We start from the raw sequence: 21,622 nt of genomic DNA on the forward strand, positions 1-21,622 counted from the left end.
GAGGTCCTGCGCACCGGCCGCATGGACATCACCGGCCGGATGGTCGACGCCTCCAACGCCACCCTGTTCGGCACCGTCTCCCTCGACGGCGTCGAGCTGCGCTGCGTGTACAAGCCGGTGCGCGGGGAGCGCCCGCTGTGGGACTTCCCGGACGGCACCCTCGCCGGGCGCGAGGTCGGTGCCTTCCTCGTCTCCCAGATCTCCGGGCTCGACGTCGTCCCGCCCACGGTGCTGCGCGACCAGGCCCCGTTCGGGACCGGCATGGTGCAGGCCTGGGTCTCCTCGGGGGACGAGAGCGCCCTGTCCGAGCCGCCCGCCGACGACGCGGGCGACGAGCTGGACGGCGACATCACCGAGGAGACCGTCCAGCTCGCCACCGAGTCGCTGGTCGAGCTGTGCGAGCCGCATGAGATCCCCGGCGGCTGGCTGCCGGTGCTCCGTGCCCGGGACGGCGCGGGGGACCCGGTGGTGCTGGTCCACGCCGACCACCCGCAGCTGCGCGACATGGCGCTGTTCGATGTCGTCGTCAACAACGCCGATCGCAAGGGCGGGCACGTGATCCTCGCCGGGGACGGCGACGTCTACGGCGTGGACCACGGCCTGACCCTGCACACCGAGCCGAAGCTGCGCACCGTCCTGTGGGGCTGGGTCGGGGACGAGCTCGGCGAGGAGCACACGGCCGTCCTCAAGGAGCTGCGCGCCCGGCTGGCCGGTGAGTTCGCCGACGTCCTCGGCGAACACGTCACCCGCCGCGAGGTCGCGGCACTGCGCTCCCGGATCGACCACCTCCTCGCCGAGCCGCGCTTCCCCGGCCCGGACGGCTACGGCCCGGCCATCCCCTGGCCGGCGTTCTAGCCGGTCACCTCCAGGAGCCCGAGCCGCTGCGTCGCGCGGGTCATCGCGACGTAGAGGTCCGCCGGGTCGGCCGCCCGGATCCGCTCCGGGTCGACGATCACGACGGCGTCGAACTCCAGGCCCTTCGACGACACCGGGGTGTGCACCGGCACGCCGGGGGCCCCCAGGTCGGTGCCGGGCGGGGCGATGACGGTGACCGTCCCGTCGGCGGTGCGGGCCCGCTCGTCGTCGACGGCGGCGCGGACCGCGGCGCCGAGCTCCCCGGCCGGGACCGTGCGCGTCCACGGCTGCTCACCGGTGCTGCGCACCGACTCCGGCGGGCGACGGTCCGGGGCGTAGGTCGCCAGCACCCGCGCGGCGGCGTCCATGATCTCCGACGGCGTCCGGTAGTTCACCGTCAGCGTGCGGTGCGTCCAGCGTCCGGCCAGGTGCGGGGCGAGCACGTCGGCCCAGGCCCGGGCGCCGGCCGGGGCGCTGCGCTGGGCGAGGTCGCCGACCGCGGTGATCGACCGCGCCGGGCAGCGCCGCAGCAGCACGTGCCAGTCCATCGCGGACAGCTCCTGCGCCTCGTCGACGACGAGGTGCCCGTAGCGCCAGTCCCGGTCCGACGCCGCGCGCTCGGCCACGGTCAGCGGCACCCCGGCGACGTGCCGCTGCGCGAGCATGTCCGCGGTCACGAAGTCGGTGGGCCGCAGCTCGTCCGGGTCCTCCCCGGCGAGCGACCGGTCCGCGGACTCCAGCACGGTCAGCACCTCGGCGGCGTAGGCGCTGTCCGGCTCCGGTGCCGTGGCGGGTGTCCCGTCGGGGACCGGGCCGAGTAGCTCGGCGAGCTCGTCGAGCAGGGGCGCGTCGGCCGCGGTCCACGGCGTGCCCGGTTCCCGCCGCAGCGACTCCGGAGCACCCGCGGCGGCCAGCCGGTCCGGGTCGGCGTACAGCTCGGCCAGGGCCCGCTGCGGGGTCAGCACCGGCCACAGCTGCTCGACGGCCGCGTGGAACCGGGGGTCGGTGCGCAACGCGTCGCGCAGCTCGGCCCGCATCTCGGCCGACACCTCGGCCGCCCCGGCGGGCTCGATCTCCGGGATGTCCAGCCCCGCCAGCAGCTCCGCGAGCTCCGGCGGGTCCTCCAGACCGACCTCGAGCCGCTCCAGCCCCTGGTCGACGAGCAGCCGCCCGAGGGTGTCGCGGAACGTGGCGCGGGCGATGTTGTGCGGCTGCCCGGTGGCACGGGCCCGGCGGCGCGCCTCGGCGGCCGGCGTCGTGCTGATCTCGACGGTGACGTCGTCCATCTCGATCGCGACCGGTGCCCCGGGCAGCTCCTGGCGGTCGTCGACGGCGCGGCGCAGCACGTCGACCATCGCGAGGTCGCCCTTGAGCCGGGCCGTCCCCGGCGGGTCGGTCGCCTCCGCCACGACGCCGTGCGCGAGGCGTCCGGGGGTGGTGAACACGACCGCGGACTCGCCGAGCGCGGGCAGTACCCCGCCGACGTAGTGCACGAACCCCGCACTCGGCCCGACGACGAGCACGCCGCTGCGGGCGAGCCGGTCGCGGTGGGTGTAGAGCAGGTACGCGATCCGGTGCAGCGCGACGGCGGTCTTGCCCGTCCCGGGGCCGCCCTCGATCACGACGGTGCCCGACAGCGGCAGACGGATGATCTCGTCCTGCTCGGACTGGATGGTGGTGACGATGTCGCGCATGCGGGTCCCGCGCGGCGCGGTGAGGGCGGCGAGGAGCGCGGGGTCCGACGCCGACACGGTCCCGGTGCCGGGCCCGTCGCCGTCGAGGAGGTCGTCGTGGAAGCCGGCGACCCGCTCGTGCGGCGCGGTGCCGGCGACGGTGTAGTGCCGGCGCCGGGTCACACCGAGCGGGGTGACCGGGGTGGCGCAGTAGAAGGGCTGCGCGGCCGGCGCCCGCCAGTCGACCAGCGCGCTCTCGCCGTCGGCCGGGTCGGTCAGCCCGATCCGGCCGACCCGGGTCGGGGCGGCCCCGTCGACGTGGTCGAGACGCCCGAAGCACAGTCCCGCGCGGGCCGCGGTGAGCGTGCGCACCCGCTCCGAGGCGCGGTGCACCGACACGTCGCGTTCCCAGCGGGCGCTGAGCTGCTCCCCGGCACGCTCGGCGGCGGCGTCCCGGGCCTGCGCGCCCGCGGCGGCGAGCTCGTCGTCGAGCAGGGCGTGCAGCCCGCGGAGGTGCCGGGTCTCGCGGGTCAGCTCCGCCTCGTAGGCGGAAGCGGAGGTCGCCGGGGTCTTGCCATCCGTGTTATACTTAAGGTGCTGGTCCACGTTCTCGTGTTCTGAGCGCACCCTGAAGGGTAGCGCGTTCCGGGTCGTCTGCGCACTCATTCCCGTCGTCGGCGGACCAGTCCGACGGTCTCGCGCGCCGCCATCGCGGTCGCGAACGTGCCGAACACCAGCCCCAGCACGACCGCGTCGAGCGCCAGGCCGAGGACCGCGCCCGCCACCGTGCCCGGCGCGGCGGTCACCGCCAGTACCGTGCCCCACTTCCCGGACGCGGTGCCCTGACGCAGGTGCACGACCGTCCCGACGATCGAGTTCGGGATGAACATCAGCAGCGATGTCCCGGCCGCGACATGCAGGTCCGTGCCGAACAGCAGCACCATCGCCGGCACCGCGAGCAGCCCGCCGCCGAGTCCCATCGCACCCGCCCAGGCGCCGATGACCAGGCCGACCACCGTCGCCGTCGGATACAGGAACCAGGGATCGGCGACCAGCGACGCCGGCACCACCGCCCCGCCGAGCAGCGGCACGCCCAGCGCGTCGACGAGCAGTTTCGCCGCCGTCAGCACCAGCACGGCCACCAGCAGGACCCGCAGCAGCGTCTCCGACGCGCGCGCCAGCAGCTTCGGGCCGATCCACCCGCCGACCGTGCCACCGACGATCAGCCCGGCGCCGGTCCGCAGGTCCAGCGACCCGCCGCCGAGCGCGTAGGCGGCCGCACCGGCGACGCAGACCCCGATGTTCGCGATCGTCGACGAGCCGTGGATCCGGGTCCGCGACATCGCGGTGAACCGGTCGAGCGCGGGCACGAACAGCACTCCGCTGCCGCCGCCGATCAGCCCGCCGACGACGCCGCCGACCAGGCCGATCACGCCCACCGGCACGGCCCGGCCGTCCCGGTCCGTGTCGGGGGAGAGGCGGACCATCGGGCCAGTGTCACCCCACCGGCGGTCCCGCCGTGCGCGGCGTCCCAGCGGGCGGGAACCGGGGATACGGTCGGCCCATGACGCTCCCGGCCCCGCAGCGGATCACCGTCCCCGGCACGACCCTGCCCGAGATCACCCTGTCCGTGCACGACACCGGCGGCGACGGCAGCCCCGTCCTGCTGCTGCACGGCTGGCCGGACCGGGCCGCCCTGTGGACCCACCAGGCCGCCGCGCTCGCCGGGGCCGGGTACCGGGTCGTCGTCCCGGACCTGCGCGGCTTCGGGGACTCCGACCGGCCGGCCGAGGTCGAGCACTACCGGATGCGGGCCCTGGCCGCCGACGTCCTCGGCGTCGCGGACGCGCTCGGCATCGACCGGTTCGCCCTCGCCGGGCACGACTGGGGCGCCTCCCTCGGCTGGGCCCTCACCCTCGCCTCGCCGCGGGTGACCCGCTACGCCGCGTTCTCCGTCGGGCATCCCGCCGCGTTCGCCACCGCGGGGTTCCGGCAGAAGGCGATGTCCTGGTACATGCTCTGGTTCCAGTTCCCCGGCGTCGCCGAGCAGGTGATGCCGGCCGACGACTGGCAGTTCCTGCGCGGCTGGCTGCACGCGACGCTGCCCGAGGGGCACCCGATGGCCGCCCGCCAGCTCGCCGACCTGTCCCGGCCGGGCGCCCTGACGGCGTCGCTGAACTGGTACCGCGCCAACATCGACCCGGCGACGTTCGTGCCCACCACGATCCCGCAGCCCCCGCGGATCACGGTGCCGACGATGGGGGTGTGGAGCGACGGCGACCTCGCGCTCACCGAGGGGCAGATGCGGGGCTCCTCGGCGTACGTCGACGACTTCCGCTTCGAGCGCGTCGAGGGCTGCGGGCACTGGATCCCGGAGGAGGCGCCGGAGACCGCGAGCGCCCTGCTCGCCGACTTCCTCGCGGGGTGACCGAGGGGACACGCGCTCCTCGCTGCGCCGCCGGGGGCCGCGGGCCAGGATGGGTCGGGTACAGCGGCGTCCGAACGACACGGAGGAAGCACTGATGGCGGAGAAGAGCCGGATCGGGGTCACCGGGCTGGCGGTGATGGGGGCGAACCTCGCCCGCAACATGGCCCGCCGTGGCTTCCCGGTGGCGGTGCACAACCGCACCACCTCGAAGACGACCGAGTTCATGAAGGACTACGGCGACGAGGGTGCCTTCACCGGCACCGAGTCGCTGCAGGAGTTCGTCGACGCGCTGGAGACCCCGCGCAAGATCGTCGTCATGGTGAAGGCGGGCAAGCCGGTCGACGCCGTCATCGACGAGCTGGCCCCGCTGCTCGACAGCGGCGACATCATCATCGACGCCGGCAACTCGCACTTCCCCGACACCGACCGCCGTGCCGCGTACTGCGAGGAGCGCGGGCTGCGCTTCATGGGCATCGGCGTGTCCGGCGGCGAGGAGGGCGCCCTCAACGGGCCGAGCATCATGCCCGGCGGCCCGCAGGAGGCCTACGGCGAGGTCGAGGAGATCCTCACCGCGATCGCCGCGAACGTCGACGGCACCCCGTGCTGCACCCACGTCGGCCCCGGCGGCGCCGGGCACTACGTCAAGATGGTGCACAACGGCATCGAGTACGCCGACATCCAGCTCATCGCCGAGGCCTACGACCTGCTCACACACGTCGCCGGGCTGTCCGCGCCGGAGATCGGGAAGATCTTCGAGGAGTGGAACTCGGGCGACCTCGAGTCCTTCCTCATCGAGATCACCGGCATCGTGCTGGCCAAGACCGACGAGAAGACCGGGAAGCCGCTCGTCGACGTCATCGTCGACCAGGCCGAGCAGAAGGGCACCGGCCGCTGGACGGCCATCGACGCGCTCGACCTCGGCGTCCCCCTGACCGGCATCACCGAGGCCGTGTTCGCCCGCACGCTGTCCAACCTGCGCGACGAGCGCCGGGAGGCCTCGACCACGCTGGGCGGTCCGACCCCGGGCTCGGGGAAGAACCGCGACGAGCTCGTCGAGGACATCCGCCAGGCCCTCTACGCGTCCAAGGTCGTCGCCTACGCCCAGGGCTTCGCGCAGATGCGCGCCGCCTCGCAGGCCAACGACTGGGACCTCGACCTCGGCGCGATGGCCCGGATCTGGCGCGGTGGCTGCATCATCCGCGCCCAGTTCCTCAACCGGATCACCGAGGCCTACGAGTCCCACCCGGACCTGGACAACCTGCTGATGGTCCCGTACTTCACCGAGGCCGTCGCGAACGCACAGGACGCGTGGCGCCGGGTCGTGGTGACCGCGACCGAGCAGGGCGTGGCGATCCCCGCGTTCTCCTCCAGCCTGTCCTACTACGACGGCTACCGTCGCGAGCGCGGCCCGGCCAACCTCATCCAGGGGCTGCGCGACTACTTCGGCGCGCACACCTACGCGCGCACCGACGCCGACGGCAAGTTCCACACCCGCTGGAGTCAGGACGGCAGCGAGGTCGCCGCGGACTGACCCACACGCCGTGACACCCCGGCCCCGGCACCGCCGGGCCGGGGTCGCGGTGTGCCGGGCGGGTCCTCAGCCCTGGGTGGCCGCCGGCCGCGCCGCGCCGGTCGCGTCGCCGTCGGTCGCCACGGGCCCGTCGACGTGGTGGTACTTCCCGCCGCGCAGTGCGCTCGCCACCGCGGCGACCAGGCAGGCGACGGCGGCGAACCCGAGCGCGAAGGTCAGCCCGTCGGCGAACGGGCCGGAGATCAGCTGCGGGAAGAACTCCCGCCCGGTCAGGTACGCCGACTGTGCGGGCGCCAGCGCGCCGAGGACCTGCGGGCCGAGCAACGTCGCGATCGGGTTGTAGCCCAGTAGCGCCGCGAACAGGATCCCGACGGGCGGCAGCGCCGCGACCCGGTCCGCCGCGAGCTCCGGCACGCCCTGGGCCATGAGCCCGTCGTGCAGCGACGTGGGCAGCGTCGTCGACAGGCCCGCGATGAGCAGCGAGAAGAACACCCCGATCGACAGCACCGTCGCCGCGTTCTGGAACGTCGAGGTCATGCCGGCCCCGGCGCCACGCTGATGCGCGGGCAGCGAGTTCATGATCGCCGCCCGGTTCGGGGAGCTGAACAGGCCCATCGCCAGGCCGTTGAGCGCCAGCAGCAGCGCGAACGCCCGGTAGTCGAAGTCCACCGGCAGCGCCAGCAGCGCGAGGAACGTCGCGGCCGCGCCGAGCATCCCGACCGTGGCGAAGGCGCGGGCGCCGTAGCGGTCGGACAGGATGCCCGACACCGGTCCGGCGACGAGGAACCCGATCGTCAGCGGGACCATGTAGATGCCCGCCCACAGTGGCGTCGTCTCGAACGGGAAGCCGTGCTCGGGCAGCCAGATGCCCTGCAGCCAGATGATCAGGATGAACTGCAGCCCGCCGCGGCCGAGCGCGGCCAGCAGGCTCGCGATGTTGCCCGCGGTGAACGCACGGATCGAGAACAGCGAGACGTGGAACATCGGCTCGGGCACCCGGCGCTCGATCCAGGTGAACAGCGCCAGCACCGCGATCCCGCCGAGGATCAGGCCGAGGACGAGCGGGCTGGTCCAGCCCATGACGTCGTCGCCGTAGGGCTGGATGCCGTAGGTGATGCCCATCAGGACGGCGACGAGCCCGACCGCGAACGTCAGGTTGCCCCACCAGTCGATCCGCGCCGCGCGGCGGGCGCCGGTGTCGCGGAGCCGGGCGTAGGCCCAGATCGTGCCGAACACCCCGACCGGGACCGACACCAGGAACACCAGGTGCCAGTTCACCGGGGCGAGCACCCCGCCGACGACCAGTCCGAGGAACGAGCCGGCGATCGCCGCGACGGAGTTGATCCCGAGCGCGAGCCCGCGCTGGTGGACTCCGAACGCGTCGGTGAGGATCGCGGTCGAGTTGGCGAGCAGCAGCGCCCCGCCGACACCCTGCAGCACCCGCATCGTGATCAGCCAGACCGCGCCGGCGTCGCCCTGCATCCAGGTGGCGGCCAGCAGCACCGAGAACACCGTGAAGACGGCGAAGCCCAGGTTGTACATGCGGGTACGGCCGTACATGTCGCCGAGCCGGCCGAAGCTGACCACCAGCACCGCCGTGACGACGAGGTACCCCATGATCAGCCACAGCAGGTAGTCGATGTTGTCCGGCGCCAGCGGGTCGATCCCGATGCCGCGGAAGATGTCCGGCAGCGCGATCAGCAGGATCGACATGTTGATCGTCACGATCAGCACGCCCATCGTGGTGTTCGACAGTGCGACCCACTTGTACCGGTCGGCCGGTCCCGATTTGTTGAGCATCGCTAATAACTGTAGCGCCCCGGCGCGTGTTCGCGCCACGGTCTCGCCCGGCTCGTCCGGTCCGTCCCGATCCTCCCTCGGGTCACCGAATTCGCAGGTCGGGCAGGGTCTACAGTCCGCGGCGTGAGGTCGCAAGGGTGGAGCCGTCCGCCGGGACGTCCCGGGCGCGAGGTGCTGCGCGCGGCGGCCGCCGCAGCCCTGCTCGCGGTGACGGAGGCGCTCCGGCGGATCCCCGGGAAGGCGGGTCCCGACATGGGTAACGTCTCGGCCGACGGCCGGACCCTGTGGCCGTCCGGGCGCTACGACCGGGAGGTGTACGTGCTCTCCACCGACGACGGCCATCCGATCCGGCGGATCCCGGTCGGTGACGGCCCGCGCGGGCTGTGCATGTGGCCGCAGCCCGGCCGCTACTCCCTCGGCCACACCGGGATCACCCGGTGACCGCCGGACCGCCGGCGACGACGACCTCGGCCCGCCGGACCGAGCAGCTGTTCCGCGTCGCCCTGGTCGTGAAGGGCATCGACGGGGCGGCGGAGCTGCTGGGCGCCGTCGCGCTGGTACTGGTGTCGGGGGACTGGCTGCACCGGGTCGTCGCGCAGATCCTCGCCCGCGACCTGATCGGTCCGCCGGACGGCACCCTGGCCCGGCACCTGACCGAGGGCGTCGACCGCTTCGCCGGCGGGGACCGCACCTTCGTCATCGTCTACCTCGGGCTGCACGGCGTGCTCAAGCTCGGCCTGGTCGCGGCGCTGCTGACCCGCTGGCGCCCCGCCTACCCGCCCGCGGTGGTGATCCTGGCGATGTTCGTCGTGTACGAGCTGGTCCACGCCTGGCACACGCACTCCGTCGTGCTGCCGTTCCTCGCCGCGCTCGACATCGCGATCATCGTGATGGTGATCCGGGAGTACCGGCTGCTCGGCCGGGAGGCCGCCGACTCAGGCGCCGGCCGCGACCGGTAGCCGCTCCAGGACCGCGCGCGCCGCGGCGCGACCGGCCCGGTCGGCGCCGATCGTGCTCGCCGACGGGCCGTAGCCGACCAGGTGCACCCGCGGGTCGGCGACGACGCCGGTGTCGCGCGGCCCGCCCATGACGATCCCGCCGCCCGGTCCGCGCAGCCGCAGCGGGGCGAGGTGGCCCAGCGCGGGCCGCCAGCCGGTCGCCCACAGCAGCACGTCCGCGGGCTCGCGGGTGCCCTCGGACCACTCCACCCCGTCCGGCACGACCCGGGTGAACATCGGCCTGCGCGCCAGCACGCCGCTCGCGATCCCGGCCCGCACCCCGGGCGTGAGCCCCAGCCCGGTCACGCCGACGACGCTGCGCGGCGGCAGCCCGGCCCGGACCCGTTCCTCGACCAGGGCGACGGCGGCGCGTCCCTGCTCGGGCCCGAACGGCGTGCTGTGCCACTCGGGCTCCCGGCGGGTGACCCACGTCGTCGCGGCGGCGTACGGGGCGATCTCCAGGAGCAGCTGCACCGCGGTGATCCCGCCGCCGACCACGACGACCCGCTTCCCGGCCATGGCCTGCGGGCCGGGGTAGGAGCGGGCGTGCAGGCTCGTACCGCGGAAGGTCGCGAGGCCCGGGTAGGCGGGGACGAACGGGCGGGTCCAGGTGCCGGTGGCGTTGACCAGGTGGTCGGCGACCCAGGTGCCGCGGTCGGTGTCGACGACCAACGGCCCGGCGGTGTCGACGGCCGGCGGCCCGCCGGTGTCGACGACCGGGGACCCGCCGGCGTCGGACACCCGGGTGACGTGCACCGGGCGGACGACCCGCAGGTCCAGCTCGCGTTCGATGCGGCCGAAGTAGGCGGGGACGGCGTCGCGCGCGGGGAGGTCCGGGTCGGCGCCGGGGTCGTCGAATCCGGAGCGGACCCCGGCGACGTCGTGGATGCCGTTCACCGTGCGCATCCGCAGCGTCGGCCAGCGGTGCCGCCACGCGCCGCCGGGGCCGTCCTCGCCGTCCAGCACGACGAACCCGGGGCCCGGCTCCAGCCCGCCGCGCCGCAGCCCGGCCGCCGCCGACAGGCCCGCCTGGCCCGCGCCGATCACCACGACCCCGGTCCGCTCCACACCCGGGCCAACGCCCCGGCCGCACACGGTCATCCCGCGGTGATCACCGGTTGCGGAGCATCACGCCCGCCTCGCGGACGCTGCGCTCCACGACCGGTGATCACGGCCGCGCCGCGTCGCGGACCACGTCGGCGACGTCGGCGTTGGCGCCGCAGACCACCAGGGCGAGCCGGGCGTCCGGGTGCCGCTCCACGATCCGGCGGGCGGCCGGGACCAGGCAGCCCGCGGCCGGCTCGGCCCAGATCCCGGCGTGCTCGGCGAGGGTGAGGGTGCCGCGGTGGGCCTCGGCGTCGTCGACGACGAGGACCTCGTGCACCAGCGCACGGACGTGGTCGTAGGTCAGCTGCGACGCCGACGGCGCGGACAGCGTGGTGATCGCCGACGAGATCGTGACGGGCGTCGGGCCGCCCGCGGCCAGGGCGGCGGACATCGCCTCGGCGCCGACGGTCTCCACACCCCAGACCCGGGTGCCGGGCAGCAGCGCGCGGACCGCGGTGGCGACCCCGGAGATCAGCGCCCCGCCGCCGATGGAGACCAGCACGTCGGTCGGCGGCTCGCCGAGAGCGACGGCGTCGCGGGCCAGCTCCAGCCCCACGGTGCCCTGCGCGGCGACGATCACCGGGTCGTCGAACGGGTGCACCAGCGTCCGTCCTGCCCGCTGCAGCTCCCCGGCCTGCGCGAACGCGGCCGCGATGTCGGAGGTGAGCTGTACGTCGGCACCTGCGGCGCGGGCCGCGGCGACCGACCGGGCCGGCGCGGTGCGCGGCATGACGACGACCGCGTCCACCCCCGCGGCGCCCGCGACCTCGGCGACGGCCAGCCCGTGGTTGCCACCCGACACCGCGACGACGCCCGCGGCGCGCTCGGCGTCGGTCAGCGACGCGAGCTTGGCCAGCACCCCGCGCGGCTTGAACGACCCGGCCCGCTGCAGGTGCTCCAGCTTGAGCAGCACGGGCGCGCCGAGGGCCGCGGACAGCCCGGGGGAGGGGACGGTCGGGGTACGCACCACGCCCCCGGCGATCCGCTCCGCCGCCGTCTCGATGTCTGCGATGCTCACCTGGTCCGCCACCGCCGCAACGTAACCCCGGCGCCGGGCCCGCGCGGTCCGGGGCCGCCGGAGCCACGCCGCCCCCGGAGCCTGCCTGCCGGGGCTCAGCCCATCGTGCGCGCGCCGTCGATCGCCTCGCGGATGATGTCGGCGTGCCCGGCGTGCTGGCTGGTCTCGGCGAGCATGTGGATCGCGACCCGGCGGACCGACCAGGACGTGTTCGGCTCGAACCACGGCGCGACCGGCAGGGCGTGCGAGGAGTCCAGGTCCGCGGTCCGCAGCACCTCCTCGGTGCGCGCGGCGACCTGCTCGACCCGGGCCCGCAGGTGCTCCAGGGTCTCGTGGTCGGCCAGGACGAAGCGGGTGTCCACCCACTCCTCGCCGGAGGCGGACCAGTCACCGCCGTTCGCGTCGGCCTCGGCGTCGACGGCGTCCCAGTCGACGGAGTCGTTGTAGACCTCGACGTCACCGAACGCGGCGGCGCCCTCGACGGCGAAGCGGAACCACTGCTCCTCGGTGTCCGCGACGTGCTTGAGCAGCGAGGCGATCGTCAGCGCACTCACCGTGCTGCGGGTGCGCGCCTGCTCGTCGGTCAGCCCGTCGGCGGTCTGCAGCAGGAAGCCGCGGTGCCGCTCCAGGGTGGCGATCAGCTCGGCACGCTCGCCGGTCAGGGCCTGCTTCTCGTCGGTGGCGTTCATCTCCGGGGCCGCCTCTCGGGGTCCGCGGACCGGGGCCGTCCCGGTCCGACGGGAACGACGATAGGACCGATCGCGGACGGATCCGGTCCTCGATCAGGAACTGCCGGCGGGTCGGTCGCCGAGGTCGTGCAGCGCGGTCTCCCAGCGCTCCCGGCGGGCGTCGTCGTCCAGGTCCCACCAGGGCGTGCCGCGCTCGCCGAGGCCGTGCTTGGCCGCGGACACCCGCGTCCGGGCGGCGGCGACGCGGTCGTCGTCGCCGGTCCGCCTACCGGCACCGACCTCGGCGCGGGCCTTTCCGAGGTGCTGCTGCAGCGCGGACCGCACGTCGTCCGGGATCGTCGGGTCGGTGGCGCGCCACCGGCGGCCCCGGACGACGATGTACCGCCCGTCCGGGGTCCGCTCGGGTTCGCTCACGGGGTGGCGGCGGTGCTCAGCCGCTGACCGGTACCACGTCCGGCGCGCCGAGCCGGGCGGCGTCGGCGGTGGCGTCGTCGGGCATCTTCTGGCTCTCCCGCTCGGCCTCGACCCGCTTGACGTAGTGGTCGACCTCGCGGGCGATCTGTTCGTCGTTCCAGCCCAGCATCGGGGCGACCAGCGTCGCGGTCTCCTCGGCAGCACCCACGCCCCGGTCGAAGGTCTCGATCGAGATCCGGGTGCGGCGGGCGAGGATGTCCTCCAGGTGCCGCGCGCCCTCGTGCGAGGCGCCGTAGACGACCTCGGCCCGCAGGTAGTCCTCGGCGCCGGTGAGCGGCTCGGCCAGGGTCGGGTCGGCGATGAGGAGGTCGAGGACCTCGTCGATCAGCGAGCCGTACCGGCCGAGCAGGTGCTCGATCCGCGCCGGGTGCAGCCCGCTGCGCGCGGCGAGCTGGTGGGTCGAGTTGCGCAGCGCCGTGAAGCCCTCGGCGCCGAGCAGCGGGACCTTCTCGGTGCAGGAGGCGGGCACCTTCGCGTCGAGCGAGTGCACGGCAGCGTCGACGGCGTCCTTGGCCATCACGCGGTAGGTCGTGTACTTGCCCCCGGCCACGACGACCAGACCGGGCACCGGCGTGGCGACGGCGTGCTCGCGGGACAGCTTCGAGGTCGCCTCGGACTCGCCGTGCAGCAGCGGGCGCAGACCGGCGTAGACGCCCTCGACGTCCTCGTGGGTCAGCGGCTGCTCGAGCACCTCGTTGACGTGCGCGAGCAGGTACTCGATGTCGGCCGCGCTCGCCGCCGGGTGCGCCTTGTCCAGGTCCCAGTCGGTGTCGGTGGTGCCGATGATCCAGTGCCGGCCCCACGGGATGACGAACAGCACCGACTTCTCGGTGCGCAGGATCAGCCCGGCGTCGCCGCGGATCCGGTCGCGGGGGACGACCAGGTGGATGCCCTTGGACGCGCGCACCTTGAACTGGCCGCGCTCGCCGGCGAGGCCCTGGGTGTCGTCGGTCCACACCCCGGTGGCGTTGATGACCTCCTTGGCGCGGACGTCGAACCGGTCCCCGGACTCCAGGTCCTGCACGGTCGCGCCGATCACGCGGCCGGAGTCCTTCAGCAGTCCGACGACGCGGGCGCGGGTCGCCACGTGCGCGCCGTAGGCGGCCGCGGTGCGGGCGATCTCCATGGTGTGGCGGGCGTCGTCGACCTGGGCGTCGTAGTACTCCAGGGCCCCGACCAGGGCGTCGCGACGCAGCGAGGGCACGACCTTGCGGGCGCCGCGACGGGTGAGGTGCCGGTGGTGCGGCAGGCCGCGGGCCCGGCCGGACAGCAGCCCGAGAGAGTCGTAGAGCGCGACGCCGGCACCGGCGTAGAAGCGCTCCCACACATGGTGCTTGAGCGGGTAGACGAACGGCACCGGGCGGACGAGGTGCGGCGCGAGGGTCTGGATCAGCAGCCCCCGCTCCTGCAGCGCCTCGGCCACCAGGCGGAAGTCGAGCATCTCCAGGTAGCGCAGACCGCCGTGGATGAGCTTGGAGGAACGGCTCGACGTGCCGGACGCGAAGTCGCGGGCCTCGACCAGCCCGGTCGACAGACCACGGGTGGCCGCGTCGAGGGCGGCACCGGCGCCGACGACGCCACCGCCGACGACCAGCACGTCCAGTTCGCGGTCGCCCATCGCCTGCAGCGCCGTGGTACGGGCCTCCGGAGAGAGCGCCACCGATTTCATGATCAGACCTTCCTGAGTGGTTCGTGCTCGTGCTGTCCCGCCGGGGGACTACCCGTTGAACACCCGTCCGATCGCGGGTGTGCCCGGTGTCGCCCTCACGTGTGGTGAGGGCGACACCGGGCGGGTGGCCCTACTGGACGTCGACCCAGTCCAGGGTCCGCTCGACGGCCTTCTTCCACCGGCCGTAACCCTCGTTGCGCTGCTCCTCGGACCAGGTCGGCTCCCAGCGCCGGGCCTCGTTCCAGTTCTCCCGCAGCTCGTCGGTGTTCTTCCAGAACCCGACGGCCAGCCCGGCCGCGTAGGCCGCACCGAGCGCGGTGGTCTCGGCGACGACGGGCCGCGAGACCGGCACACCCAGCACGTCGGCCTGGATCTGCATGCACAGCTCGTTCTGGGTGACGCCGCCGTCGACCTTCAGCGTCTCCAGGGTGACCCCGGAGTCCTGGGTCATGGCGTCGCTGACGTCGCGGGACTGGTAGCAGATCGCCTCCAGCGTGGCCCGCGCCAGGTGTGCGTTGGTGTTGAACCGGGACAGGCCGACGATCGCGCCGCGGGCGTCGGAACGCCAGTACGGCGCGAACAGGCCGGAGAACGCCGGGACGAAGTACACGCCGCCGTTGTCCTCGACCTGGCGGGCCAGCGACTCCGACTGCGAGGCGCCGGAGATGATGCCGAGCTGGTCGCGCAGCCACTGCACGGCCGAGCCGGTGACCGCGATGGAGCCCTCCAGCGCGTAGACCGGACGCTCGCCCTCGAACTGGTAGCACATCGTGGTGAGCAGGCCGGACTCCGAGCGGACCAGCTCGGTGCCGGTGTTGAGCAGCATGAAGTTGCCGGTGCCGTAGGTGTTCTTCGCCTCGCCGGGGGCGAAGCAGACCTGGCCGACGGTCGCGGCCTGCTGGTCGCCCAGGTCGCCGGTGATGGGGACCTCGCCGCCGAGCGGCCCGTTCGCCAGGGTCTTCCCGAACGCGGTCGCCGACGACGACGGCTTGATCTCCGGCAGCATCCGGCGCGGGATGCCGAAGAAGCCGAGCAGCTCGTCGTCCCAGTCGAGGGTCTCGAGGTCCATCAGCATGGTGCGGCTGGCGTTGGTCACGTCGGTGACGTGCAGCCCGCCGTTGGTGCCGCCGGTGAGGTTCCAGATGACCCAGGTGTCGGTGTTGCCGAAGACCGCGTCGCCGTTCTCCGCGGCCTCGCGGACGCCGTCGACGTTCTCCAGGATCCACTGGATCTTGCCGCCGGAGAAGTACGTGGCGGGCGGGAGGCCCGCCTTGCGGCGGATGACGTCGCCGCGGCCGTCGCGGTCGAGCGCGGTCGCGATCCGGTCGGTGCGGGTGTCCTGCCAGACGATCGCGTTGTAGTACGGGCGCCCGGTGCGCCGGTTCCACACGACGGTGGTCTCACGCTGGTTGGTGATGCCCAGCGCGACCAGGTCGGACGCGGACAGCCCGGTCTTGGTGAGTGCCTGCTGCAGGCAGGTGTTGGTGCGCTCGATGATCTCGATCGGGTCGTGCTCGACCCAGCCGGCCTGCGGCAGGATCTGCTCGTGCTCCAGCTGGTGGCGACCCACCTCGTTGCCGCTGTGGTCGAAGATCATGAAGCGGCTGGAGGTGGTGCCCTGGTCGACGGCGCCGACGAACTCGGCCATTGAGCTCTCCTTCTTGCGGGGATCGGGGCGGGGGGTGGGGCGGGCGGACGGGGGTCGGCCGGGTCAGACCCGCCCGACCTCCTGCGGAGCGTCCTCGGCGGGGATGTACCGGTCGATGAGGGCCTTGAACAGGCCGCCCCCGATCAGGGCGCCGATCAGCGGGGCGACGATCGGAAGCCACCAGTAGGGCGTGCCGTCGCCGGTCACCCAGGCGGTGTCGTAGCCGGTGACCCAGGAGGCCAGCCGCGGCCCGAAGTCGCGGGCGGGGTTGATGGCGTAGCCGGCGTTCGCACCCCAGGCCATGCCGATGCCGACGACCAGGATGCCGATCATGAACGGCGCCATGTTGGCCATCGGGCCCTTGTTGCGGGGGTGGACCAGCGCGAAGATCACGAACACCAGGATCGCGGTGCCGACGACCTGGTCGAAGAACGCCGTGGTGATGGTGGTCGGCGCGCCCGGCGAGGTCGAGAAGATGCCCTGGGTCTCGGTGAGGTTCGGGTCGACCGACCGGATGAAGTCGGCGTAGACGAACCGCACGATCAGCGCGGCGACGAACGCGCCGAGGGTCTGGGCCAGGACGAACGGGCCGACCTTGCGCCACGGGAAGCCCTCGTACACGGCGAAGGCCAGCGTGACCGCCGGGTTGAGGTGCGCGCCGGAGATCCGGCCGGCGACGTAGACGCCCAGCATGACGCCGAAGCCCCAGGCCCAGGCGATGGAGTCGTACTGGCCGTTGGAGCCGTCCGGCGTGGTCGTCACCTGCGCGACGACGCCGACGCCGAAGAGGATGAGGATCATCGTGCCCGCGAACTCGGCGCTCAGCTCGCCGAGCAGCGAGGGCGCCTTCTCGGTGGTGGCGGGCGCGGCCGCGGTGTTCTCGGAGCTCGTCATCGAACCCCCTTCTGGGTGAGTCCCCCTCGCGGGGCCGGGCGGCCCCGCCGTGTGCGACGGGACGCTAGAAGTGCGCCGGGCGCCGGGCAACGCGATCCGTTCGACGATGCCGAACGTTGCGGGTCGATCGGCCCATGATCGAGTACACGTGGCGTCCGTACGGCCTACGATCGCGGCGTGGCGCGGGCGATCCAGTCGGTGGAGCGGGCGGCCGCGCTGCTGCGGCTGCTCGGCGGTGCGGGGCGACCACTGGCGCTCGCCGAGCTGGCGGCGGCGCTGGACCTGCCGCGCCCCACCGCGCACGGGCTGCTCCGCACGCTGCGCGAGGAGGGCCTGGTGGCGCAGGAGCCGTCGTCCGGCCGCTACCTGCTGGGCGAGGGACTGGGGCGGCTGGGCACCCCGTGGGACCGGCACGACCTGCGCGCCCGGGCGATGAACTGGGCCGATGCTCTGGCGGCGGGCACCGGCTGCGCGGTGTACCTGGGAGTGCCGTCCGCCGACGGGGCCGGGGTCGACCTGGTGCACCACGTGTTCCGGCCGGACGACACACCGCAGCGGCTGCGGACCAACACCACGCAGCCGTTGCACGCGACGGCGTGGGGGCGGTGCCTGCTGGCCTTCGCGCCGGCGTCGGTGCGGGCGGTCGAGCCGCTGGAGACCTACACCCGCGCGACCGTGACCGACCCGGCGGTACTGGCCCGGGAGATCACGACGACGCGCCGCCGCGGCTGGGCGGACGACGCAGGCGGCTGGGAACCGGGGGTCGGGGGCCTCGCGGTACCGGTGCGCAGCGGGGGTGGGCTGACCGTCGCGGCGCTCGGGATCGGTGCGCCGGTGGAGGAGCTGTTCGCCGCCGACGGGCGGGCCCGGCCCGAGCCCGTCGTCGAGCTGGTCGCCGCGGCCGGGGAGATCGCCGACGGGCTGGAGGGACTGACGTGAGCACGGTCGCGGCGGGGGAGCGGGTGGTCGCCGCCATCGACCAGGGGACGACCTCGACGCGGTGCCTGCTGTTCACACGCTCGGGACGGATGGTCGCCGTCGCCCAGCGCGAGCACCGCCAACACTTCCCGAGCCCGGGCCGCGCCGAGCACGACGCCTCGGAGATCTGGCGTGCGGTGACCCGGGTCGTGCCCGCCGCGCTGCGCCGCGCCGGCCTGGGGCCGCAGAACGTGGTCGCGCTCGGGATCGCGAACCAGCGCGAGACGACGGTCGTCTGGAACCGCCGCACCGGGGTCCCGCTCGCGCGGGCGATCACCTGGCAGGACACCCGGACCACCGACATCGTCGCCGGGCTCGCCGCCGACGCCGACGCCGCCCGCTGGGCCCGGGTGAGCGGGCTCGGCCCGGCGACGTACTTCGCGGGCCCCCGGCTGCAGTGGCTGCTCGACCACGTGCCCGGTGCGCGCGACGGCGCCGAGCGCGGCGAGGTCCTGTTCGGGACCATGGAGTCCTGGCTGATCTGGAACCTGACCGGCGGCCCCGACGGCGGCGTGCACGTCACCGACGTCACCAATGCCAGCCGCACGATGCTGATGGACCTGCGCACGCTGGAGTGGTCCGACGCGCTGTGCTCGGCGTTGCGGGTACCGCGGGCGATGCTGCCGACGATCGTGCCGAACTCCCGGGTGTACGGCCGGTGTGCCGGTCTGCTGGACGGGGTGCCGGTGGCCGGGGCGCTCGGCGACCAGCAGGCCGCGCTGGTCGGCCAGACGTGCTTCGCGCCCGGCGAGGCGAAGTGCACCTACGGGACGGGTGCGTTCCTGCTGAAGAACACCGGCTCGCGCATCGCCGGGTCCGAGGCCGGTCTGATCCCGACCGTCGGTTACCTGCTCGGGGACCGGCCGGTCTACGCGCTCGAGGGCTCCATCGCGATGACGGGCTCGTTGGTCCAGTGGTTCCGCGACGCGCTGGGCATGATCTCCACGGCGGCCCGGATCGAGACGCTCGCACTGACCGTCCCGGACAACGGCGGCTGCTATGTCGTCCCCGCCTTCTCCGGTCTCTACGCCCCGCACTGGTACCCCGACGCCCGCGGGGTGATCGTCGGCCTGACCTCCTACATCCACCGCGGCCACCTCGCCCGCGCGGTGCTGGAGGCGACCGCGTGGCAGACCCGTGAGGTGCTCGACGCGATGAACGCCGACTCCGGCCTTCCCGTCACCCGCCTGAAGGTCGACGGCGGCATGACCGCGAACCACCTGCTCATGCAGTGCGTCGCCGACGTCCTGGACCTCACGGTGGAACGCCCCCTGGGTTCGGAGGCGGTGTCGCTCGGCGCGGCGTACGCGGCCGGCCTGGCCGTCGGCTACTGGCCCGACCCGGAGGTGCTGCGCCGCAACTGGCACCGAGCGGCCGCCTGGGAGCCGAGGATGGACCCGGGTCTGCGCCTCCGCGAGCACGACAACTGGAAGCGGGCGGTGCAGCGGAGCACGGGGTGGGCGCGCCCGGACTGAGCCTCGCGGGGACGTGCCGCGGACGCCTCAGCGTTCTGCCGCCCGCTGCCGACGCCGTCGGACCCGGTCTCGGTACTGGTGGTCCCGCATCTCCTGGAACCGGCGCACGGTGACGTCGAGGATCCGCCCGGTCACCGGCGCGAACCAGTCGATCCACTCCCCGGGGACACCGGTCACGATCCGCCGGGCGCCGGTGTCGGTCACGTCCTTCCAGAGGATCTCGTGGGCCCGGGCGGACGCCAGGACGAGCAGCCGGCGACCGTCCTCGGGATCCGGCTCGCGTTCGATCAGGTCGCGCTCCTCCAGCCGCGCGAGCAGCCGGGTGGTGCCTCCGGTCGCGAGCCCGACGGTCTCCGCGACCTCGGCGCCGGTCATGGCCCGACGGGCGAGCAGCAGCTCGGCGAGCACCGTGTACTCGTGCACCGTCAGCCCGAACCGCTCGGCGACGGACCGGATCCGGTAGAAGCCGAGCAGCTCCGCCCTGGCGAGGAGCGGTCCGAGCACCTCCGCGGTCTCGGCCCGGATCCGGCGGTCCTCCTCCGCCTCCGGCCGCCACGCGCGCGTGTCCCGTCCGACGGCCCCGATGTCCCCGGCGGCCCCGATGTCCCCGGCGGCCCCGGCGGCCCCGGTGTCTCCGGCTGCCCCGGTGACTCCGACGTCTCGGACGGCCTCCGATGATCCGAGGCCATCGGGGAGCGGGCTCCCCGGAGTGGAGTCCGGACGGATTCGCTTACCGGGTAAGCGAGTTCCGCGGACCTCCCCACCCGACGCGACGGTCGACCGGTCCCCGCCGCGAGGCCGGGCGGAGCCGGGGTCGGAGCCGGGGGCGGAGCCGGGGGCGGAGCCGGGGTCGGGGTCGGAGCCGCCGGCCGGATCCGACGACCCGTTCCCGCGAATTCGCTTACCCGGTAAGCGAATTCGCGGAACAGCGATACCCCAGGAGCCCCGGTCGGGTCCGCCGAGCATGTCGTGGGCCGTGTCGTGGGCCGTGTCGTGGGAGGTGTCGCGCCGCATGGGGAAGCGGTAGCAGACCGGGCGGTCCACCACTGCGGATTCCGCTGAGCGGTTCGCGATCGTGGCGCCCGGTCAGCGGGTGAACGCTCCGGCGTCGGTCAGGTCGGCGGTGCGGGTCTCGTGCAGGCCCCACACGCACAGGCCCGACACGGCGGCCAGTCCGGCGATCAGCAGCGACACCGGCCAGGAGGCGCCGGTCGCGGCGACCAGGCTCGTCGCGAGCAGCGGCGTGATGCCGCCGCCGACGATGCTGGAGGCGTTGTAGCCGATCGACGCGCCGGTGTAGCGGTAGCGGGTCGCGAACAGTTCCGGCAGGAACGCGCCCATCGGGGCGAACACGCCGGCGAAGGCGATCATCGCGACCGAGAAGCCGACTGCGATGAGGACCCCGTCACCGGTCCCGAGCAGCCAGAACAGCGGGAACGCCCACAGCACCGCCAGGATGCAGGCCCACAGACACACCCGGCGCCGTCCGACCCGGTCCGAGAGCACCGCGAGGACCGGTGTCGCCACGCCCATCACCGCGGCCGCGACCATGGCCGCGACCAGCAGTGTCGTACGGGACAGACCGAGCTCGGAGGTGCCGTAGGACAGGCTGAACGTGGTGACCGTGTAGAAGATCGTGTGGGTGATGATCATCCCGCCGGTCGCGAGGAGCAGGGACCGGGGCTGGCGGCGCACCACCTCGGCGACCGGCGCCTTCTCACGCTCCTGCTCGCGCATCGCCTTCTCGAACACCGGGGTCTCGGCGATCCGCAGCCGGATGTAGAGCCCGACGACCACCAGGACCGCGCTGGCCAGGAACGGCACCCGCCAGCCCCAGGCGGCGAACTGGGCGTCGGTCAGGGCTGCGGAGAGCGCGAGGAACGCCCCGCTCGCGATGATGAACCCGACCGCCGGGCCGACCTGCGGGAAGCTCGAATACAGCCCGCGACGTCCCTCGGGCGCGTGCTCGGTGGCCATCAGGACCGCACCGCCCCACTCGCCGCCGAGCCCGAAGCCCTGCAGGAACCGGCACAGCACCAGCAGGACGGGCGCGGCGATCCCGATCGTCGAGTACGTCGGCAGCAGTCCGATCGCGACGGTGCCGACCCCCATCGTCAGCAGCGAGACCACCAGGGTCGCCTTGCGGCCGACCCGGTCGCCGAAGTGCCCGAAGGCGACCGCGCCGACCGGGCGTGCGACGAACCCGACGCCGAAGGTCGCGAACGCCGCCAGCGTGCCGACCAGGGGGTCGAGGTCGGGGAAGAACAGCGTGCCGAAGACCAGGGCCGCGGCGGTGCCGTAGATGTAGAAGTCGTAGAACTCGATCGCGGTGCCGATGAAGCTGGCGACGGCGATGCGCTGCGCCGACATGGTCGGAGCGGCGGT

The 21,622-nt window shown here is 73.8% G+C and carries 19 protein-coding genes; 7 read left to right on the forward strand and 12 right to left on the reverse strand.

Annotated features, from left to right (window positions below; translation table 11 throughout):
- Positions 1–21 precede the first annotated feature (21 nt).
- A complete protein-coding gene (locus NH602_RS03500) occupies positions 22–855 on the forward strand; it encodes an SCO1664 family protein (RefSeq protein WP_073575524.1) in 834 nt (277 codons plus the stop codon).
- Here the strand turns inward: NH602_RS03500 and NH602_RS03505 are convergent.
- Both NH602_RS03505 and NH602_RS03510 read right to left on the reverse strand, forming a co-directional pair.
- Positions 852–3,155 (reverse strand): UvrD-helicase domain-containing protein, encoded by a 2,304-nt coding sequence (locus tag NH602_RS03505; RefSeq protein WP_253067011.1) that lies wholly within the window; start codon positions 3,153–3,155, stop codon positions 852–854. The two genes, NH602_RS03500 and NH602_RS03505, sit on opposite strands and share 4 nt — an antisense overlap.
- 35 nt (positions 3,156–3,190) lie before the next feature.
- The gene (locus NH602_RS03510) at positions 3,191–4,015 is read right to left on the reverse strand and encodes a sulfite exporter TauE/SafE family protein (RefSeq protein ID WP_253067012.1); all 825 of its coding nucleotides are present in this window, start codon (positions 4,013–4,015) and stop codon (positions 3,191–3,193) included.
- Positions 4,016–4,092: 77 nt separating this feature from the next.
- On the opposite strand from NH602_RS03510, the gene NH602_RS03515 reads away from it, so the two are divergent.
- Both NH602_RS03515 and gndA read left to right on the forward strand, forming a co-directional pair.
- Positions 4,093–4,956 (forward strand): alpha/beta fold hydrolase, encoded by an 864-nt coding sequence (locus NH602_RS03515; protein ID WP_073575454.1) that lies wholly within the window; start codon positions 4,093–4,095, stop codon positions 4,954–4,956.
- A gap of 94 nt (positions 4,957–5,050) precedes the next feature.
- Entirely contained in the window at positions 5,051–6,487 is a 1,437-nt protein-coding gene (gene gndA / locus NH602_RS03520) for an NADP-dependent phosphogluconate dehydrogenase (protein WP_083474583.1), read from the forward strand.
- 66 nt (positions 6,488–6,553) lie between these two features.
- Here the strand turns inward: gndA and NH602_RS03525 are convergent, their stop codons facing one another.
- Positions 6,554–8,287: an MFS transporter gene (locus tag NH602_RS03525; protein ID WP_253067013.1), complete on the reverse strand. Its 1,734-nt coding sequence runs from the start codon at positions 8,285–8,287 to the stop codon at positions 6,554–6,556.
- Between the two features lie 123 nt (positions 8,288–8,410).
- Between NH602_RS03525 and NH602_RS03530 the strand changes: the two genes are divergently transcribed.
- Together NH602_RS03530 and NH602_RS03535 are read left to right on the forward strand one after the other, a co-directional pair.
- Complete coding sequence (locus NH602_RS03530; protein ID WP_253067014.1) at positions 8,411–8,728, forward strand: YncE family protein; 318 nt, start codon at positions 8,411–8,413, stop codon at positions 8,726–8,728.
- Positions 8,725–9,246 (forward strand): DUF2127 domain-containing protein, encoded by a 522-nt coding sequence (locus tag NH602_RS03535; protein ID WP_253067015.1) that lies wholly within the window; start codon positions 8,725–8,727, stop codon positions 9,244–9,246. The genes NH602_RS03530 and NH602_RS03535 overlap by 4 nt, the downstream gene beginning before the upstream one ends.
- Here NH602_RS03535 and NH602_RS03540 read toward each other — a convergent pair.
- The 7 genes from NH602_RS03540 to NH602_RS03570 all read right to left on the reverse strand — a co-directional run bounded on the left by NH602_RS03540 (position 9,223) and on the right by NH602_RS03570 (position 16,784).
- Positions 9,223–10,386: an NAD(P)/FAD-dependent oxidoreductase gene (locus tag NH602_RS03540; RefSeq protein ID WP_253067016.1), complete on the reverse strand. Its 1,164-nt coding sequence runs from the start codon at positions 10,384–10,386 to the stop codon at positions 9,223–9,225. The genes NH602_RS03535 and NH602_RS03540 overlap by 24 nt on opposite strands.
- Before the next feature lie 67 nt (positions 10,387–10,453).
- Positions 10,454–11,410 carry a pyridoxal-phosphate dependent enzyme gene (locus tag NH602_RS03545; RefSeq protein ID WP_073575523.1) on the reverse strand — a complete coding sequence of 319 codons (957 nt, stop codon included), beginning with the start codon at positions 11,408–11,410 and terminating at the stop codon, positions 10,454–10,456.
- Between the two features lie 95 nt (positions 11,411–11,505).
- Positions 11,506–12,099, reverse strand: a complete 594-nt coding sequence (locus tag NH602_RS03550) for a DinB family protein (RefSeq protein WP_253067017.1) — start codon at positions 12,097–12,099, stop codon at positions 11,506–11,508.
- Between the two features lie 93 nt (positions 12,100–12,192).
- A complete protein-coding gene (locus NH602_RS03555; protein ID WP_073575448.1) occupies positions 12,193–12,513 on the reverse strand; it encodes a hypothetical protein in 321 nt (106 codons plus the stop codon).
- Positions 12,514–12,529: 16 nt separating this feature from the next.
- Complete coding sequence (locus tag NH602_RS03560) at positions 12,530–14,242, reverse strand: glycerol-3-phosphate dehydrogenase/oxidase (protein ID WP_374210121.1); 1,713 nt, start codon at positions 14,240–14,242, stop codon at positions 12,530–12,532.
- Between the two features lie 130 nt (positions 14,243–14,372).
- Entirely contained in the window at positions 14,373–15,890 is a 1,518-nt protein-coding gene (glpK, locus tag NH602_RS03565; protein WP_073575446.1) for a glycerol kinase GlpK, read from the reverse strand.
- Positions 15,891–15,953: 63 nt separating this feature from the next.
- Entirely contained in the window at positions 15,954–16,784 is an 831-nt protein-coding gene (locus tag NH602_RS03570; protein ID WP_073575445.1) for an MIP/aquaporin family protein, read from the reverse strand.
- 177 nt (positions 16,785–16,961) lie between these two features.
- Here NH602_RS03570 and NH602_RS03575 point away from each other — a divergent pair, with 177 nt between their 5' ends.
- Positions 16,962–17,723 carry an IclR family transcriptional regulator gene (locus NH602_RS03575; RefSeq protein WP_073575444.1) on the forward strand — a complete coding sequence of 254 codons (762 nt, stop codon included), beginning with the start codon at positions 16,962–16,964 and terminating at the stop codon, positions 17,721–17,723.
- On the forward strand, positions 17,720–19,237 hold the full coding sequence (glpK, locus tag NH602_RS03580; RefSeq protein WP_253067018.1) for a glycerol kinase GlpK: 1,518 nt from the start codon (positions 17,720–17,722) through the stop codon (positions 19,235–19,237). The genes NH602_RS03575 and glpK (NH602_RS03580) overlap by 4 nt, the downstream gene beginning before the upstream one ends.
- A gap of 27 nt (positions 19,238–19,264) precedes the next feature.
- Here glpK (NH602_RS03580) and NH602_RS31775 read toward each other — a convergent pair whose 3' ends face one another.
- Together NH602_RS31775 and NH602_RS03590 are read right to left on the reverse strand one after the other, a co-directional pair.
- Positions 19,265–19,741, reverse strand: coding sequence for a MarR family winged helix-turn-helix transcriptional regulator (locus tag NH602_RS31775; RefSeq protein ID WP_253067019.1), 477 nt, complete (start codon positions 19,739–19,741; stop codon positions 19,265–19,267).
- Positions 19,742–20,323: 582 nt separating this feature from the next.
- Positions 20,324–21,607 carry an MFS transporter gene (locus NH602_RS03590; protein ID WP_073575522.1) on the reverse strand — a complete coding sequence of 428 codons (1,284 nt, stop codon included), beginning with the start codon at positions 21,605–21,607 and terminating at the stop codon, positions 20,324–20,326.
- Between the last annotated feature and the right edge of the window lie 15 nt (positions 21,608–21,622).

Source organism: Pseudonocardia sp. McavD-2-B (genome assembly GCF_024124365.1).
Taxonomy (GTDB): Bacteria; Actinomycetota; Actinomycetes; order Mycobacteriales; family Pseudonocardiaceae; genus Pseudonocardia; species Pseudonocardia alni.